This window comes from Acinetobacter sp. 231_lipA, assembly GCF_058243005.1.
This window is the reverse complement of record NZ_JBZAYU010000001.1, coordinates 725,051-743,880: the sequence shown is the minus strand read 5'-3', so window position 1 is coordinate 743,880 and position 18,830 is coordinate 725,051. Positions and strand designations below refer to the sequence as shown.

Below are 18,830 nucleotides of genomic sequence, written 5' to 3'. Positions count from 1 at the left end.
TAAATTTGGTTTGAGTATAATTCTGAGCTGTGAAAAGATAAACAGAAGATTATGTGTTCTTGATGAACAAATTGTGAGTAAAAGTCTATGATCAATACACACTCCGTCGTGTTCTATTTTTATATTGCGATGGCCTTGCTTGCAGGGTGGGCGGTGTATCAGGCATGGATCAGTCAAACCAATACGGAGACGATTCATCCGTTTAAAGCCTTTGTGCATTTATTGGCTTTTTATCTTTCGTATTTACTCATTCCTTTGTTTTTCTTTAGCATATACGCAGGTTTTCAGGGCTATTATTCATGGCATGAAGCTATTTTTGTATTTTTGGTCAGTGGTATATTGTGCTATGCACGTTTCATTGAACCACATTTTGTGCATGTCAAAACCACTCAATATCAAATTCAAAAAGATTATAAATTACTCAAACCCGTCCGTATCGCCTTAATTGCCGATTTACATATTGGTCTATTTTCAGGGCATGAGCGGCAGCTGAAAACCATTGTCAAACGAGTCAATGAGCAAAAGCCTGATTTGGTGGTGGTTGCAGGGGATTGGACTTATGAACCCGAAAATAAACTGGCAAAAGAGTTAGAGGTGTTAAAGCAAATCAATGCACCTGTCTATTCAGTGAATGGTAACCATGACGAACAATATCCTGGACCACCAATTCAAAATTTATTAAGACATGCTTTGAAGGTCAACAATGTCATTGATATTGAAGGTCAGATTGTGGAATTCGAAGAATTTCGTCTGATGGGTGTTGGGGATTTGTGGGCAGGTAAGGCAGATATGCGTTTTATGCCGCATTTACCGCGAGACAAACCTTGGGTGATTTTGTCGCATAATCCTGACACGGTCGATATGGTACCTGCTTTACCCAGTCGTCCTTTAATGCTTTCAGGTCATACGCATGGTGGTCAAGTTGAGCTGCCATGGCTTACAGATTATGTGATGAAGAAGGTGTCTATATTAGGACACAAAAAAGGTTTGTACCGACATGAACATGCGGATGTGTTTGTCACGGTTGGAACAGGCATGGTGGGTGTGCCGTTTCGTTTTCGTGTACCACCGACCATCGATATTATTGAACTGATTTAAGTTGGGCTTAGAACCAATAAAAAATAAAGCTTAAAACCAAAATGACCACAGCCAAGATAATCCAAAGGTTGTGGTTTTTTGTATGGAGCTCTTGTAGGTCTTGCATAGTATCGAGGTTATTCACTGCTGGGCTATGCGGGCTTTGTGGCTGTTGTTGTGTAAAGCTCCGTCCTTCAGACACAAGGGAGCTGTGGTGTCTTAATTCAGCGGTTGATATGCGTTGTTGTTGGTGTCGTTTATGGCGATACATGCTTTTTAGTGCAGCATCATGCCGCTTCGTGAGTTCAGTCACGATCTCTTGTGCATCATCGTATTGAAAAGCGGTATGTGTGGCGATGTATTGAATGGCTTGAATAATTTTATTTTCTTCAACTAATACGATGACATCAAGGAGTTGTTCATTGGTGAGTTGTTGTATTTTTTCATCCATTTTTCGATCCTATTCATCTGTATCTCTCTCTATTTATGAAGTAAAACGACAGATTTTAAATATGGTTTTTGTAGCGTTTGTTAAAGCATTGGTATAAAAAAACCAGCATCACTGTGCTGGTTTTTAGACATCAAATTCAGGGTTAAATTTGATTATTTACATCATCATTTTTAGTTTCACGAATCATTAAGAACGCACATAAAGACAGAAGCGATGCCGCTGTGAGGTAGTAACCTACTGCGTGTAAACCATAGGTGGTTGCAAGCTTGGTGGCAATGAGAGGTGCAAATGAAGCCCCAAAGATCCCCGCAAGGTTAAAGGTTAGTGCTGAACCTGTATAACGAACGGATATTGGAAAAATTTCAGAGAGCACAGTACCAATTGGTCCATAGGTTAAACCCATGATGGATAAACCAATACACAGGAACAAGAACACAACAAGGGTATTGCCTGATTCCAACATGCTTGAGAATACTAAACCAAATAATGCCGCAGCAATACAGACTGCAATAGAGGTGGTTTTACGACCAAATTTTTCCGCAAAAACCGCCGACAAGGGGATGAATGCAGCAAAGCAGAGGGTTGCGACCAGTTGAAGTTGTAAGAACTGTTCACGGGTGTAACCGAGCTGTTTGGTACCCCATTGTAAAGCGAATACGGTTGTGAGGTAGAACACCACAAAAGTGCAGATGGCTGCAATGGTACCTAAAATCAACATGCCCCAGTGCTTGGTGATCACTTCTTTAAATGGAATGTTAACTTCTTTTTGCTTGTCTAAAACTTTCTGGAACGCGGGGGTTTCATGGAGTTGTAAACGAATCCACAGACCTACAATCACCAGTAAAGCACTTGAGATAAAGGGAATACGCCAGCCCCAAGTCATGAACGCCTCTTCAGTCATAAAATGACCCAGCGTTAAGAATGAACCAGTTGCTAAGATAAAGCCAATCGGCGCGCCCAGTTGGGGAAACATGCCATACCAAGCACGTTTACCTTCAGGTGCATTTTCCGTGGCAAGCAATACAGCACCCGACCATTCACCACCTAAGCCGAGTCCTTGACCTAAACGACACAGCGCAAGCAGTAATGGCGCGGCAATTCCAATTTGTGCATAGGTGGGTAATAAGCCGATACACACGGTTGAAAGTCCCATGGTCAGCAAAGCTGCAACCAAGGTCGCCTTTCGGCCGATACGATCACCTAAATGTCCAAACAGTGCAGCACCAATCGGGCGTGCAATAAAGGCAATCGCAAAGGTTGCTAATGACTGAATTGTAGCGGTCATCGGGTCGGTACTTGCTGGAAAGAACAAATACGGAAAAATGATGACTGCAGCAGTCGCATAAATATAAAAATCGAAGAATTCGATTGTGGTACCTACGAGACTGGCTGTAAGTACGCGAAATTTTGAGTTTACAGGCTGCTGTTTTTCAGCAACAGCAGTATTTAATGACGCCATGGTAGACCTTACACTTAAAAAATAGTCGAACTGAGTTTTAAAAGCGTCATCTTTTTAAAAAAGGCGTAATTTTTTAAAAAAATACGAATGTTCCTCGGGCAGACTGCGGAATTAGGGTTACTAAAAAATGTAGTGTGCGCGGGTTATATCACGTAAAGATAGATGGACAGGAAATGTGATCCTGCACCAATCAATACAAAAATATGCCAGATAGCGTGCGTATATCTTACCTTTTTTAGCGCATAAAACAATGCACCGATGGTATAGGAAAGTCCACCAATGATTAAAAAAGTCAAAGCAGGTTTAGATAAAAAGCGTTGCATATCATCCATTACCAGCACAGCCAGCCATCCCATGAGCAGATAAGCAATCAGTGAAATTTTTTCAAAGCGATGAATGAAAACTAACTTGAATAGTGTACCAATGATTGCAATCACCCAAAGTGCAATGAGTAGGTAATGGGCTTTTTGTGTGGGCAGTGCAATAGACAAAAATGGAGTGTAGGTGCCCGCAATCAGATAATAAATGGCAGTGTGATCTAATTTTTTATACCAGCCGCGACGCTCTGGAGATTCGGCAAAATGATACAAGCTTGATGCGGCAAATAATAAAAATAGGCTCAAAGCATAGACCCACAGCCCGATCCACTGCGCTGTTTCTAAGTAAGATCCTTTGATAATCAATAAAATACCCGCTATGAGTGCAAGACCTGCACCAATAGCATGGCTAATAAAGTTGATTTTTTCTTCAACTGGATCGTAGTTTACAACAGGGCGAGCGCTCATAAGTCATGTGCATTTTTATAAAATATACAACTGTATCGTAATTCAAATTTGCATTTAGCGTAAGACGCTTTAAAATTTAATCGCAATTCTTTTTTTGGTTTCTATTATGACCGTTTCGGTATCGTCCTTTGCACAAGAGCAGCAATTCCTTCAGGCCTTTCAGCAAGCGCTTGAATCTCAAAGTTTTGATCGGATGATTCTGAGTCAATATCAGGGTGAACTAGAGCAACTCGAGAAGATGACTTTTCGAGTCGTCATGTTGCAAGGACAGCCTGTATTGAGCTGTTTATATCGCCATAAAACCCAAGATGTCACCAAAAATTATTCATTAGACATAGCACTTGAAACGGTAGCTGCACTGTTGGCGCGGTGTAAACAAGCCAATTTGATGACGACTGAACAAGAGTGGCAACTGAAGAAGAACAAGAAGAAAGCCATGCTGACGCAAAGTAAAAATAAAACGGCAGCCAAAGCTTTTGAGCAGCAAGGTCATGACCGTGTCAAACAGCGTTTTGTCGATCAAGACAGTTATTTCTTACAGCCTCTAGGCATTACCGATGCAAAATCGCACATCATTCCCAGTATGGCGCGTAAGTGGAAGCAGATTAATAAGTTTGTCGAAATTTTCTCAGGGGCATTAAGTCATATTCAGCTGCCTGAACAACTGCGCGTGGTCGATTTTGGCTCAGGAAAGGGCTACTTAACCTTTGCTTTGTATGATTATTTGCTAAAGCAAGATCTGAATCCTTTTGTGACTGGGGTTGAGCTAAACAGCAAGATGGTAGAATTCTGTCAGGAGGTTGCGAACAAGTCGGAGTTTCAGCAACTTGATTTTTTTCAGGGCGATGTTCGGACGTACCAACCTGAACGCCTCGATGTGATGATTGCGCTGCATGCGTGCGATGTCGCGACTGACTTTGCGATCCATACGGGTATTCGTTTAAATGCTGAAATGATCATGTGCGCGCCGTGTTGTCATAAAGAATTACGCCCACAGCTGAAAGCTCCGCTCGTGTTACAACCGATGTTGCAGTTTGGCATTCATGCGGGACAGCAAGCTGAAATGCTGACGGATACTATTCGTGCCTTATTACTCAAAGCCTATGGCTATGAAACCAAAGTGTTTGAGTTTGTAGCACTTGAGCATACCAGCAAGAACAAAATGATTTTGGCAACCAAGCGTAAGGACTATCAAGCGCCCGATGTTGCTGTCTTGGCACAAATTCAAGCCTTGAAAGAGATGTATGGTATTCAAAAGCACTCACTGGAATTGCTGTTGAATGATCAATGGGATCAGCAAGATGTAGGCTGTAAATGCTGATTTGAACATCACCTTTTAGTGCAATGACTAATACAGAGATGATTTATAGGGAAATGAAAATGCCGAGCTTGAGAATTACACACGGAACATGGGAAGAGTTGCAACATGCTGCGAAAATGATTCGTGAGCAGGTCTTTATTCAAGAGCAAAACATTGCTGCTGAAGATGAATGGGATGAGCAAGATGAAATCGCAGTTCATTTTGTGGTCTATGAACAAGATCAAGCCATCGCCACCGCACGACTTTTGCAAAATCATAGTATTGGTCGTGTTGCAGTTTTGAAGTCACATCGTGGTTTGGGCGTAGGCAAAGTTCTGATGCAGGCGGTGATTGCATATGCTCAACAGCAACAGCGTCCATTTTTAGTCTTATCCTCTCAAGTACATGCGCAAGCGTTTTATCAGGCTTTGGGCTTTATGCAAGAGGGTGAGGAGTATTTGGATTGTGGTATTCCGCATATCCATATGCGTTTATCATCCATAAAAAAGCCCTGATCTTTCAGGGCTTTTTTATTAGTCACAGCATATTAGTGACCATGTTCAGACGACATTTTCGCGTGTTCATCGGCATTCATACTGTGCTCATCAGCGGTTGCATGTTCTGTGGTATCTTCAGAAGCTGCTTGAGCTCTTGCTTCACGCGCTTCTTTATCCGCTTGTGCTTTGGCCATGGCTTCTTCAGACATCGCAGGCGCATTTTTAAAGGCATGTTGCTGAGAGTTTTGCTGCGTTTGCTGACTTGGCATATAGTCAGGCTCATTGGTAATCGCAAGGTAGAAGATACCTAAGAAAATCCCACTTAAAATGAAAGCAATGATCAGTGCTTTCCAACCCCATGGTGATTTTTCAGGAGAAGTATTGTCAGTCATGTGCAACAGCCCAATTGAATAAAAATAAATCTAAAACTATGTAACTTTATAACACAAAAAACTGCGTCGGGCTTGAAAAGAATGCACTAAAATAAGTCAAAATTAGATGCTGAATCAGCAGGTTAATTTTGTTGTGTGCTGAGAGCGCAAAAAAGGGATCTGCCGATCCCTTTTTTAAGGTGGAAGTTTTAGCGAATCTGACCTGATGGCACCGATTCAACCAGACGTTGTGGTGCCTTAAAACGCTCACCGTATTTCGCTTCAAGTTCATTGGCACGTTGTACAGCTTGGTCTAAACCATATTGATTTAAAAACTGAATCGCTCCACCTGTCCACGGCGCAAAACCAATCCCAAAGATCGAACCGATATTGGCATCAATGACAGACTCAAGGACATTTTCCTCATAACAACGTAAGGTATCTAGCGATTGTACAAACAAGAAACGGTCAATCATTTCTTGTTCAGAAATATCTACATCTTTCTTCCAATGGTTCAACCCCTCCCAAAGAAGTTTTTTGCCACCTTCTGGATAATCATAGAAACCTGCACCAGCAGCTTTACCTTTACGGTCAAAAGTATGAATCATGGTTTGAATCACATCATCTGCACCTGAACGTGGTAAATCTTTACCCTCAGCCTGCAATGCTTTACGTGTTTCATTGGCAACATGCTCAGAAAGTGTTAATGCAACTTCATCTTGAATGGCTAATGGGCCAACGGGCATGCCTGCTTTGAGTGCAGCCATTTCAATACGAGCTGGGTGTACACCTTCATGCAGTAAACGTAAACCTTCTTGAACAAAAGTACCAAATACACGACTGGTGAAGAAACCACGGCTATCATTCACAACAATCGGAATTTTGCCAATTTGCTGTACATAGTCATATGCTTTTGCCAAAGTTTCAGCAGAAGTGTTTTTACCTTTAATAATTTCAACCAATTGCATTTTATCGACTGGACTAAAGAAATGCAGACCAATGAAGTTTGCTTGATCCTTCGATGCATTTGCCAAACCAGTAATTGGTAATGTCGAGGTATTTGAAGCCATCACACCACCTTCTACAAGGAATGCTTCGGCTTCTTGGGTAACTTTCGCTTTGAGTTCTTGATTTTCAAATACCGCTTCGATTATTAAATCACAGCCTTTTAAATCTTCCGCAGATGCTGTTGCAGTAATTAAGCTTAAAATCTGATCACACTTTTCAGCAGTCATACGACCTTGCGATACTTTTTTATCGAGTAATTTTTGGCTATAGGCTTTACCTTTTTCTGCATTTTCTACAGAAACATCTTTCAGTACAACGGGAACCCCTTTGATTGCTGTAGAGTAAGCAATACCTGCTCCCATCATACCTGCACCAAGTACACCGACTTTGCTTGCTTGCCATTTTGCAATGTCTTTAGGACGACTCGCACCTGCCTTAATTGCATTCATTCCATGCCAAAAAGTACCGATCATGTTTTTTGAAACTTGACCTGTTGCAAGATAAGTAAAATAACGTGATTCAATAGTCAGCGCTGTATCTACATCCACTTGCGCACCTTCAACGGCAGCCGCCATGATTGCTTCAGGTGCAGGATAGCAACCTTTAGTTTTATCACGGAGCATCGCTGGAGCAATTGCCAGCATTTGCGCAACCGCAGGTATTTTTGGATCACCACCCGGAATTTTATAACCTTTTACATCAAACGGTTGTTGCGACTTTGGATGTTCTTTTACCCAAGCGATGGCTTTATCCATCAACTCTTCAGGTGTTTCCGCAATGTCTTGAATTAAACCTAGAGATTTTGCTTTATCCACACCAAACTGCTTACCTTCCATTAAGAATGGAAAAGCATTTTGTAAGCCTAAAAGGCGTACCATACGCACGATACCACCACCACCCGGCAGTAGACCTAAAGTCACTTCAGGCAAACCAAACTTCGTTTTAGGATCATTCAATGCAATACGTGCATGACAACCTAAAGCGATTTCCCAACCACCACCTAAAGCTGTACCATTCAATGCTGCAACGACAGGAACACCTAGAGTTTCGATATAGCGAAACTCTGCTTTCATTTTCTGAATCATTTCAAAAAATGGAGTGGCATCTTCCAAACGAGCTTGAATCAACTCATCTAAATCGCCGCCTGCAAAGAAAGTTTTTTTCGCTGAACGAAAAATAATACCTGTAATAGAAGTTTCAGATTTCAGTTTAGAAACAATATTTTCCAAAGCTACACGAAAATCTGCATTCATAGTGTTTGCTGATTGATTCGGAGAATCTAAAGTTAGAATAATAATGCCATCGTCATTTTTTAAATATTGAATTGCGCTCATAAAGTTTTTATCCAAATGATTTTTTGAACTTGAAATGTATACTTCTGCATAGTTGTATGAATATTCAGCATCGCAGAGTCATTCCAAATTTATTTTAATTTCGGGTTTAACCTTCGGTTCGACCTACTTTTGTTTCGGCAAAAGTAGGCAAAACCATTGTCATACGCAAAACCTGTTTTAATGACTATTCCTATCGAAAGGATTGCAAAAACATTAGATTCAAAAAATGGGTAGGTTGCGTATGACTGATTTGTGTATCAAATGCTCAATAAAATTTAGGTGGTTATACCAACTCAATAATGGTCGCAATCCCCATGCCACCACCTACACATAATGTTGCCAAACCACGCTTTTTGCCTTGGCGTTCTAACTCATCCAGTAAAGTTCCGAGAATCATTGCACCCGTCGCACCCAATGGATGTCCCATCGCAATTGCACCACCATTCACATTGACTTTTTCAGCAGGAACTTTTAATTCCGTCATAAAACGCATCACCACAGATGCAAAAGCCTCATTGACTTCAAATAGATCAATATCATCAATGGTTAAACCAGCTTTTGCCAACGCTTTACGCGCAGCAGGCGCAGGCCCTGTTAGCATAATGGTTGGATCAGAACCCACCAATGCGGTCGCCAATACTTTGGCACGTGGTTTTAAACCTTGTTCTTTGACTGCTTTTTCAGAAGCCAGCAATACAAGTGCTGCACCATCCACAATACCCGATGAGTTTCCTGCGTGATGTACATGGTTAATTTTTTGCGCTTCTGGATATTGTTGTAATGCAATCGCATCAAAACCCATTGCGCCCATCATTTCAAAACTTGGATTGAGTTTTGCCAAACCTTCAGCTGTTGTTGACGGTTTGATAAATTCATCTTGATCTAAAATGGTCACGCCTGCTTTGTCTTTAATAGCAATCACTGATTGATTGAAATAACCCGCAGCTTGTGCTGCTGCCGCTTTACGCTGTGAATTAGCTGCAAATGCGTCGACATCTGAACGTGTATAACCATCCAATGTTGCAATTAAATCTGCGCCAATCCCTTGCGGAACAAAGTGTGATTTTAAATTGGTTTCAGGGTCTAATGCCCACGGGCCACCATCTGAACCCATTGCAATACGTGACATTGACTCAACACCACCCGCAACAACCACATCTTCCCAACCTGAACGTACTTTTTGCGCAGCCATGTTTACGGCTTCTAAACCTGATGCACAAAAACGGTTAATTTGCACACCTGCAACATCATTGTCCCAACCCGCTGCGATTGCCGCAGTTTTTGCAATATCACCACCTTGGTCTGCAATTGGAGTAACACACCCTAAGACAATATCGTCTACTTTAGAGGTATCTAAATGATGGCGATCTTTGAGCTCATTCAATAATGTTGTCAGTAAAGTAATTGGCTTCACTTCATGCAATGAACCATCTTTCTTTCCTTTTCCGCGTGGTGTGCGAATGGCGTCAATGATATAAGCCTCGCTCATAGCTGTTCCTTTTTATGACTTTTAAGTTGTTATGCATTTGAGTGTACAAATTAATGGCCGTGATGCAATGACTAGAACGGGTCAGGTCAGATGAGTCTTTTTGCCAATAGACTGAAGATTGGGGCATAAAAAAACCCAAGATCGAAATCTTGGGTTTAGCAATGTGCCGAACCGTCGTCAAACTAGAAAATTAGTGATAGCCGTGTAGTTGGCGATATAAACCGGGTGTAACTCCAGTCCATTTTTTAAAGGCACGGTGGAAGGTACTGGTTTCACTAAAGCCCACTTGTTGTGCCACATCTTCTAAAGTCAAACCTGGGTTCAATAGTAGGTGGATTGCGGCATCACGACGTAATGCATCTTTCACGCCTTGGTAACTTTTACCTTCAGCAGCTAAGCGGCGACGCAGCGTTTGTGGAGATAAATACAGCATAGAAGCCACATCATTCAGAGTTGGCATTTCCTCACCAATTTGACTCTTCAATACATCACGAATACGTGAAGTGAGTGAGTTGGTGTTTTTAAATTTCACCAGCAACTGTGCCGGAGCGGCTTTTAAGAACTCTTCTAAGGTTTCTTCATTTTGACGAATTGGTAAGTCCAAATAATCCGCGGCAAAAGTGATTTCGGTACGCGGCATGTCGAACTGCATCACAGGTGCGAAGAACAGGGCATCGTACTCATCTGCATGAGTCGGACGTTCATAACCAAAGTGTACACGTTCTAGTGGTAAACGACGTTCAATCAACCAAGACGCGAGACCGTGCCAAATCATCAGCATACTTTCGGTAATGAAGTGATCTGGATCCATCGATTTCGGAATCTGAGGAACAAGACGAGCTTCGTGCTTGTCGCGTTCTAAGGTCACCGACCACTCATCACCAAACAATTTATAAAACTGTGAAGACAGTTCTAAAGCATCACCTAAGGTTTTGGCATGAATAATCAACTGACACATGATGGCAAACGTACCTAAACGACGTGGTTGCTTATCGAAGCCAACATGTTCGTCTTGGGTCACCATCCATAACATTTTAACGAAGCGAGTATATTGTTCTGGAGAAATACGGGCTTTAGGTTGACGCAGCAGTTCTGCCTCAATCCCTACGTGAGAAAGTAATGTTTCGACATCCATGCCGAGACGTTTTACGCCAGTTAAAGCCGCATTGACGAAATGGATACTAATGGTATCACGGCTCATATTTAATCCTTCAGTCTCTTTTATATTCACTTGCGTTTGACCTAAATGACGCTAAAAAAAGTATTTTAGGCAATTTACACTAAAGTTTTTTGCCTTTTTACATGTTAAATTGCCGAAATGATCAAGGTAAATGGCTGAACATGACATTGTTTTGTTGCTTTTATATTTCTAAAATAGCTAAAAAATCAACATAAAAAGAGAAAATAAACATGGATATGGCATTGAAAGGATTGAAAGTTCTCGATTTTTCTACACTTTTACCCGGACCTTTTGCAACAATGTACTTAGCCGACCTAGGTGCAGAAGTGATCCACATCGAGTCTCCAACCCGCCCCGATCTGATCCGTTTAATGCCACCTTATGCCAATGGACAGGCCACCGCACATAGTTATCTCAACCGAAATAAGCATGCTGTCGCGCTGGATTTGAAAGATCCTGCCAATATTGAACTGATCAAATCGAAAATTTCAGACTATGACATTGTGATTGAACAATTCCGTCCAGGTGTGATGCAAAGATTGGGACTCGACTATCAGACCTTATCTGAAATTAATCCACGCTTGATCTATTGTTCCATTACGGGTTATGGGCAAACAGGGGGGTATCAAAATAAAGCAGGACACGATATCAACTATGTGGCTTTGTCAGGGATCGCGGGACATAGCGGGCGACAGCACAGTGGACCACCACCAATGGGGATTCAAATTGCGGATATTGCTGGAGGCTCTTTGCATAGCGTGATTGGAATTTTAGCGGCAGTAATTGAAAGGCAGCGGAGTGGTTTGGGGCAGTGTATTGATATTTCTATGACCGACTGTGTGGTAGGGCTCAGTAGCATGGCCGCAGCTGCGAGCTTAGCAGGACAGGAAAAACAAGGGCCTGAGCAAAGCTATCTCAATGGTGCGACTTTTTATGACTATTATGAAACGCAAGATGGGCGTTATTTATCGATTGGGAGTTTAGAGCCACAGTTTTTACATGGGCTGGCACAAATTTTAGAATTGCCGATTGTGGCTGAAAAAGGAGCCTCATTGGCAACCGAAGACCGTCAGGTGGTGAAACAAGCAATAAAAGACAAAATTAAAACCCAAGATTTTGCCACGTGGAACACAATTTTTCAGCAGCAAGATGTCTGCGTTGAGCCTGTATTAAAGTTGGATGAAGCACTCGATTCGCAGTTAGCAAAAGATCGTGCATGGGTGGTTTCTGTACCTTTACAAGAGGGGAGTACAAAAAGCGAACAACAATTAGCTTGTCCAATTAAGTTTTCACGTTCAAAAATAAGATATGAATTTATAGGCAAACCGCTCGGTTTTGATTCCTTATAAATATCATATAGTGATAATTTGAATATATTTAAAACAAAAAAACGTCATAAAATGGGTTTTTATACAAATAAAGCGTATCATATCGATTAGTTGTAATTTTGTAAGAAAGGTCACCAATTATGAATAAATGTAAAAGAAGTTGGTGTTTTAACCTCAGTCTCTTAGCGCTCAGTTGCTGCTTTCAAAGTGTGTATGCTGCAAATGCCTTTGAGGCAGAAAGCCCTTGGATGCTGGGTGACTGGAATGGTCAGCGCAGCGCATTGCAGCAAAAAGGCTACGACTTTAGCTTTGGTTATACGGGTGAAATGGCAACGTTGCTCGATGCCTCGCATTCTTCAAGTCATGGTACCGAATATGCAGACCAGTTTGCATTTGGTACACACTTCGATTTAGACAAGATTTTGGGTTGGCAGGATACTGAGGCTCAAATCACCATTACCGAACGCAATGGGCGTTCACTTTCTCAAACATCCGATGCTTTAGATGGACATTTAAGTTCCACTCAAGAAGTGTGGGGACGTGGACAGACGTGGCGTTTAACGGATTTGTGGATTAAGAAAAAGTTCATGGATCAAAAGTTAGACATCAAAGTTGGTCGTTTTGGTGAAGGTGAAGACTTCAACAGTTTCGACTGTGATTTCCAAAACCTTGCGCTCTGTGGCTCTCAAGTTGGTAACTGGGTCGGTGACCAGTGGTACAACTGGCCTGTCAGCCAATGGGCTGCGCGAGTCAAATATAACCTTCGGCCAGACCTGTATGCACAAGTCGGGGTGTATGAATATAACCCTGAAAACTTAGAACGTGGCAAAGGCTGGAACTTAAGTACTGACGGTTCGCAGGGGGCCATTATTCCTGCTGAAGTGGTGTGGCAACCTGCTGTAGGTATAAATAAGTTACCTGGTGAATATCGTGCGGGTTATTACTACAGTTCTGCAGATGCCACAGATATTCAAAACCCACAGCAAACCTCACATAAACAAGGCGGCTGGGTTGTTGCCAAGCAGCAACTCACAGCACATCACGGTGATGCTGCGCGTGGTTTAACAGGTTTTGTGAATCTCACACTACATGATTCAGATACCAATACGGTTCGCGATATGCAGAACATTGGTTTGGTCTATAAAGGTGCTTTTGATGCTCGCCCTCAAGACGAAATCGCGATTGGCTTAGCCCGTATTAATATCAATGATGATGTCAATGACGCGAATATTGTCAATAACAGCGTTGATACCCGTGGCTTACAAAGTGAAGAATATGATGCCGAGATTTACTACGGTATACATGCAGCTAACTGGTTAACCATTCGTCCCAATATCCAATATATCCGCCATGTAGGCGCGTATAAAAATGGTGAAAATGCATGGGTCGGCGGAATTAAATTCCAGACCGCATTTTAGTTTTTAGATCGATAAGTATTTGTCCAACAAGGTTGATAAATACTTTTTACGGTTGTTTAAAGCATAAAACTGTTCGAAATAAGTCGTTCGGACAGATACTTAAAATCTAAAAACTGTCTAGGTGCTCATATCGATATTGAAACGATATGGGCTTTTAACAGAATCTAAGAAAAAGGTGGTCAATATGAGTACTCCGTCTTCAGGTTCAGGACTTAAAACTTTTACAGCTGTGATTGCTGTGATCTTTGGTTTAGTCCTGCTGATAGGAGGGATTTATCTTGCAGTGCTTGGTGGGTCTTGGTACTACATCATTGCAGGTTTACTCTTCATCGCGACTGCAGTTCTACTGCAAAAATTAAAAAGTACGGCATTAATCGTTTATGCGTTGTTGGTCTTGGGTACAGTGGTTTGGGGCTTATGGGAAGTGGGTTCAGACTTCTTTGCCTTGGCGCCACGTTTAGATATCCTTGGTTTATTTGGCTTATGGTTACTCATTCCTGCTGTCACACGTGGTTTTGACAACGTAAAAAGTGCAAAACTGGTTTTAACAGGTTCACTGGCAATTACTATTGCCGTGATGATTTTTGCTGTGTTTAATGACCCTCAAGAAATTCGAGGTGAATTAAGTAGCAAGCAGCCTGCAACCGCACAGTCCATTCCGGGTGTTGCTGATGGCGACTGGCCTGCATATGGCCGTACTCAATCTGGCTTGCGCTATTCTCCTTTAACGCAAATTAATTCTGAGAATGTTAAAGATTTAAAAGTTGCTTGGACCTATAACACAGGCGACTTTAAAACAGAAAATGACTCTGGTGAAACCACCAATCAGGTCACTCCAATTAAAATTGGGGACAATATGTATATCTGTACCACGCACCAAAAACTGGTTGCACTTGACCCAGCTACAGGGAAGGCGAAATGGACTTTTGATCCTAAGCTCAAAGCGGACAATACTTTTCAGCATTTAACCTGTCGTGGTGTGTCTTATTATGATGCGAACAATACGGCTGGTTTTGAAGCCAGCTTGCAGAATAAAAAGTCATCGTCTGCGCTATGTCCACGTAAAGTAATCCTACCTGTGAATGATGGCCGTTTAGTTGCCATCAACGCTGATACTGGTGAGCGTTGTACTGACTTTGGTAAAAATGGTGAAGTCGATTTACAAAAAGATATGCCGTTCCCTTATCCAGGCGGTTATATCCCAACGTCGCCACCTGTGGTCACAGGAACGACGATTATTATTGCGGGTTCAACCACAGATAACTATTCAACTGAAGAACCTTCAGGTGTGATCCGTGGTTATGATGTGAATACGGGTGCATTGTTGTGGGTCTTTGACACAGGTGCAGAAGATCCGAACGCGATTCCAGCTCCGGGTCAAAAGTATGTTCAAAACTCACCAAATGCATGGGCCCCATTAGCCTATGATGCAGCTTTGGATATCGTTTACATTCCAACGGGTGTGGGTACGCCAGATATTTGGGGTGGTAACCGTACTGAGTTGCATGAGCGTTATGCCAACTCAATGCTGGCACTGAATGCCTCAACAGGTAAGTTGGTGTGGAATTTCCAAACCACGCATCATGATTTGTGGGATATGGATGTACCATCACAACCGACATTGACGGACATTAAAGATAAGTCAGGCAAAATGGTTCCTGCCATTTACGTATTAACGAAAACAGGGAATGCCTTTGTTCTAGACCGTCGTACTGGTGCAGCCATTGTTCCAATTACGGAAAAACCTGTACCACAAACAGTGAAACGTGGGCCGCAAACCAAAGGTGAGCGTTACTCTGCGACACAACCTTTCTCAGACTTTGACCTTGCGCCAAAAGAGAAACTGACGGATAAGCAAATGTGGGGCGCAACCATGTTTGACCAGTTAATGTGCCGTGTGTCTTTCCACAAACTGAATTATGACGGTATTTATACCCCACCTTCAGAAAATGGAACTTTGGTTTTCCCAGGCAACTTGGGTGTATTTGAATGGGGCGGTATGTCCGTTAACCCTGATCGTCAAATTGCGGTGATGAATCCAATCGGTTTACCGTTTGTATCTCGACTCATTCCAGCCGATCCAAACCGTCCGAAAACAGCCAAAGGTGCAGGCACCGAAGCGGGTGTACAACCGATGTATGGTGTGCCTTACGGTGTAGAGATCAGTGCGTTCTTGTCTCCATTTGGTTTGCCATGTAAACAGCCTGCTTGGGGCTTTGTGGCGGGTGTAGATTTAAATACCCATGAAGTTGCATGGAAGCGTCGCATTGGTACGATCCGTGATAGCTTACCAGGAATTCAATTACCACCATTTAAAATGGGGGTGCCTATGCTTGGTGGTTCAATCTCAACTGCGGGGAATGTGATGTTTGTCGGTGGTACGCAGGATAATTATATCCGTGCCATCAACGTGACCAATGGTGATGAACTTTGGAAAGGTCGTCTACCAGCAGGTGGTCAAGCAACACCAATGACCTATGAAGCCAATGGCAAACAGTATGTGGTCATTATGGCGGGTGGTCATGGTTCATTTGGTACTAAGATGGGAGATGCTTTGGTGGCGTATGCCTTACCCGATGCAAAATAATCGTCTGTAGTTATTTAAACTTTAAAATAGCCTGATTCGTCAGGCTATTTTTATATGCAGTCGGTTTAAAAGGGCAAAGTGACGAGGAGGAAAGAATAGAAAAATTGAGTTCTACCCAGATAAGCCGAGTTTAAAATTCACGTGATAGCAATGAATGGGTTAGTGTGTATGTGATAGGCTGAACGGAGTTAGCTGAATAATGTATAAGTATCTAATAAAAAATACTTTAATCAGAAAAAACCTTTAGGATTAGGGACAAACAGTACATCTACTTATCCTTATCAATAAAACAGCTATGAAATATGTAAAAAACGCATTTTGTTGATAGTTTAAATCTCGTTATGCTGTCAGCCGTTATAATGAAACTACTAGCTGTACGCCATGTATTTATATACTGATTTCGATCAGCAACTGATCAATGAACGTGTTGCACAGTTCCGTGACCAAACGGAACGTTATTTAGCTGGAAAACTCACTGAAGATGAGTACCGCCCATTACGTCTTCAAAACGGTCTCTATGTACAACGCTATGCGCCAATGTTACGTATTGCTGTGCCTTATGGCTTAATGAACTCAACGCAATTGCGCAAAGTTGCAGAACTTGCAACTGAGTTTGACCGTGGTTATGCACACGTTTCAACGCGTCAGAATATTCAGTTTAACTGGCCTGCGCTAGAAAATGTCCCAGACATGCTTCAAGAGCTAGCTTCTGTACAAATGCATGCAATCCAAACTTCGGGTAACTGTATTCGTAACACCACCACAGACCAATATGCTGGTGTGGTTGCAGGTGAAGTGGCTGACCCACGTCCAACGTGTGAATTGATCCGTCAATGGTCAACCTTCCACCCAGAGTTTGCTTTCTTGCCACGTAAGTTCAAGATTGCTGTATCAGCACTTGAAGAAACCGATCGTGCAGCGACCTCATTCCATGATATTGGAGTGTATATTGTTAAAAATGCATCAGGTGAGATCGGCTATAAAATTAAAGTCGGTGGTGGCTTAGGTCGTACCCCTGTGATTGGTAGTTTCATTCGTGACTTCTTGCCACGTGAAGACCTGATTGCTTATTTAGAAGCAGTGCTGCGTGTTTATAACTTACACGGTCGTCGTGATAACAAATACAAAGCACGTATTAAGATTTTGGTGAAAGCGTTAACTCCTCAAGTCTTTGCTGAAAAAGTCGAAGCTGAGTTTGAGCACACCATTAAAACTTTAAAAATTCAGCCTGAAATTTTGCAGAAATTAGACGAAGAATTTATGCCGTTTGATTATCAAGATTATGCAGATGAAGATTTTTCTGAACAGTTTGCTGCACATCCAAAATTCAAACAGTGGTTCAATATCAACACCAATGCTCACAAAGTGAAGGGCTACCGTATTGTAACGATTTCGTTGAAACGTACGGGTATTGCACCGGGTGACGTGACCACGGAAGAGATGAATTTGATTGCAGACCTTGCAGACAAATACACCTTTGGTGAACTGCGGACCACGCATGAGCAAAATATTTCTTTGGTGGATGTTCCGCAGAAAGATTTGTTTGAATTGTGGACTATTCTAGAGAAAAACAATTTAGCTCGTGCGCACATTGGTTTCTTAACCGACATTATTTGCTGCCCAGGCGGTGACTTCTGTTCACTGGCAAATGCGAAATCAATTCCTATTTCAGAAGCGATTTCACGTCGTTTTGATGACTTAGATACCATTTATAACCTTGGCAAACTGGATCTGAATATTTCAGGTTGTATGAATGCATGTGGTCATCACCATGTGGGCAACATTGGTATTCTAGGTGTAGACAAAAAAGGCGCTGAATTCTACCAAATCACTTTGGGTGGTAATGCTGATCATGATGCTTCAATTGGTGACATTTTAGGCCCTTCATTTGCAGCTGAAGTTGTGCCAGACATCGTTGAAGAAATTTTAAATACCTATCTTGACCTTCGTGCTGAGGGTGAAGAATTCATTGATACTTATCGCCGTGTGGGCATTCAACCCTTTAAGGAGCGTGCATATGCTTAATCTAGCACTACAAGTCCTCTCTAAAGATGGCTCGATTGCAGACAATACTTATCAGGTGATTGGTGAAGATGGTGTTTTACCGCAAGGTGATGTGGTTTTAACGGTTGAGCAGTTAGATCAATTGGCTCAAGTTTCAGGTAAAAAAGCACTCCTTGTTACAGTTGATGCCTCTCCTGAAACGCATGAGTTCCCTTTAGATCAGCTAGATGCCATCTTTATTGATTTTGCGGGCTTTAACGATGGTCGTGGCTATTCATTTGCAGCACTATTACGTCGCCAAGGTTTTCAAGGTGAATTACGCGCAACAGGTGATGTGTTTAAAGATGTCTTGAACTACATGAAACGTTCAGGCTTTGATACCTTTGTCATTAAAGAAGGTAAAGACATTCTTGAGGCTGCTGCGGGTTTAAATGATTTTAGAAATCCATATCAAGCATCAACAGCCGTTGCTCAAGCCAGCTATCAAACAGGCGCTTAAATTTTCAAGTGAATAAAAAGCTGGACTTCGGTTCAGCTTTTTT

Annotated in this window: 15 protein-coding genes; 8 read left to right on the top strand and 7 right to left on the bottom strand. The window is 42.1% G+C overall.

Features of this window, described 5'->3' with window-relative positions:
• The first annotated feature begins 87 nt into the window (after nt 1-87).
• Nucleotides 88-1,098, top strand: coding sequence for a metallophosphoesterase (locus AC4CUX_RS03730; protein WP_114837563.1), 1,011 nt, complete (start codon nt 88-90; stop codon nt 1,096-1,098).
• Nucleotides 1,099-1,105: 7 nt separating this feature from the next.
• On the opposite strand, the gene AC4CUX_RS03725 is transcribed toward AC4CUX_RS03730, so the two are convergent.
• The 3 genes from AC4CUX_RS03725 to trhA all read right to left on the bottom strand — a co-directional run bounded on the left by AC4CUX_RS03725 (nt 1,106) and on the right by trhA (nt 3,772).
• Entirely contained in the window at nt 1,106-1,528 is a 423-nt protein-coding gene (locus AC4CUX_RS03725) for a hypothetical protein (protein WP_114837564.1), read from the bottom strand.
• Nucleotides 1,529-1,670: 142 nt separating this feature from the next.
• Complete coding sequence (locus AC4CUX_RS03720) at nt 1,671-2,987, bottom strand: MFS transporter (protein WP_201952397.1); 1,317 nt, start codon at nt 2,985-2,987, stop codon at nt 1,671-1,673.
• Nucleotides 2,988-3,130: 143 nt separating this feature from the next.
• Nucleotides 3,131-3,772: a PAQR family membrane homeostasis protein TrhA gene (trhA, locus tag AC4CUX_RS03715; protein WP_004695126.1), complete on the bottom strand. Its 642-nt coding sequence runs from the start codon at nt 3,770-3,772 to the stop codon at nt 3,131-3,133.
• A gap of 106 nt (nt 3,773-3,878) precedes the next feature.
• Between trhA and AC4CUX_RS03710 the strand changes: the two genes are divergently transcribed.
• Both AC4CUX_RS03710 and AC4CUX_RS03705 read left to right on the top strand, forming a co-directional pair.
• Nucleotides 3,879-5,093, top strand: a complete 1,215-nt coding sequence (locus AC4CUX_RS03710; RefSeq protein WP_201952395.1) for a class I SAM-dependent methyltransferase — start codon at nt 3,879-3,881, stop codon at nt 5,091-5,093.
• 59 nt (nt 5,094-5,152) lie between these two features.
• Nucleotides 5,153-5,587, top strand: a complete 435-nt coding sequence (locus AC4CUX_RS03705; protein WP_201952393.1) for a GNAT family N-acetyltransferase — start codon at nt 5,153-5,155, stop codon at nt 5,585-5,587.
• Between the two features lie 32 nt (nt 5,588-5,619).
• Here AC4CUX_RS03705 and AC4CUX_RS03700 read toward each other — a convergent pair whose 3' ends face one another.
• The 4 genes from AC4CUX_RS03700 to AC4CUX_RS03685 all read right to left on the bottom strand — a co-directional run bounded on the left by AC4CUX_RS03700 (nt 5,620) and on the right by AC4CUX_RS03685 (nt 10,972).
• Nucleotides 5,620-5,961, bottom strand: coding sequence for a hypothetical protein (locus tag AC4CUX_RS03700; RefSeq protein WP_087012476.1), 342 nt, complete (start codon nt 5,959-5,961; stop codon nt 5,620-5,622).
• Between the two features lie 188 nt (nt 5,962-6,149).
• Nucleotides 6,150-8,282 (bottom strand): 3-hydroxyacyl-CoA dehydrogenase NAD-binding domain-containing protein, encoded by a 2,133-nt coding sequence (locus tag AC4CUX_RS03695; protein ID WP_419381112.1) that lies wholly within the window; start codon nt 8,280-8,282, stop codon nt 6,150-6,152.
• A 283-nt stretch (nt 8,283-8,565) separates the two neighbouring features.
• Complete coding sequence (locus AC4CUX_RS03690; protein ID WP_234955399.1) at nt 8,566-9,771, bottom strand: acetyl-CoA C-acetyltransferase; 1,206 nt, start codon at nt 9,769-9,771, stop codon at nt 8,566-8,568.
• Nucleotides 9,772-9,961: 190 nt separating this feature from the next.
• The gene (locus AC4CUX_RS03685) at nt 9,962-10,972 is read right to left on the bottom strand and encodes an AraC family transcriptional regulator (protein WP_004695134.1); all 1,011 of its coding nucleotides are present in this window, start codon (nt 10,970-10,972) and stop codon (nt 9,962-9,964) included.
• A gap of 209 nt (nt 10,973-11,181) precedes the next feature.
• Between AC4CUX_RS03685 and AC4CUX_RS03680 the strand changes: the two genes are divergently transcribed.
• The 5 genes from AC4CUX_RS03680 (at nt 11,182) to AC4CUX_RS03660 (ending at nt 18,787) form a co-directional block, all read left to right on the top strand.
• The gene (locus tag AC4CUX_RS03680) at nt 11,182-12,300 is read left to right on the top strand and encodes a CaiB/BaiF CoA transferase family protein (RefSeq protein ID WP_160362181.1); all 1,119 of its coding nucleotides are present in this window, start codon (nt 11,182-11,184) and stop codon (nt 12,298-12,300) included.
• A 119-nt stretch (nt 12,301-12,419) separates the two neighbouring features.
• Entirely contained in the window at nt 12,420-13,697 is a 1,278-nt protein-coding gene (locus AC4CUX_RS03675; RefSeq protein WP_234955401.1) for a carbohydrate porin, read from the top strand.
• Between the two features lie 184 nt (nt 13,698-13,881).
• Nucleotides 13,882-16,284 carry a glucose/quinate/shikimate family membrane-bound PQQ-dependent dehydrogenase gene (locus AC4CUX_RS03670; protein WP_490792197.1) on the top strand — a complete coding sequence of 801 codons (2,403 nt, stop codon included), beginning with the start codon at nt 13,882-13,884 and terminating at the stop codon, nt 16,282-16,284.
• A 381-nt stretch (nt 16,285-16,665) separates the two neighbouring features.
• Entirely contained in the window at nt 16,666-18,309 is a 1,644-nt protein-coding gene (locus tag AC4CUX_RS03665; RefSeq protein WP_490792196.1) for a nitrite/sulfite reductase, read from the top strand.
• Nucleotides 18,302-18,787: a DUF934 domain-containing protein gene (locus AC4CUX_RS03660; protein ID WP_114837210.1), complete on the top strand. Its 486-nt coding sequence runs from the start codon at nt 18,302-18,304 to the stop codon at nt 18,785-18,787. Before AC4CUX_RS03665 ends, AC4CUX_RS03660 begins: the two co-directional genes overlap by 8 nt.
• Nucleotides 18,788-18,830: the final 43 nt, after the last annotated feature.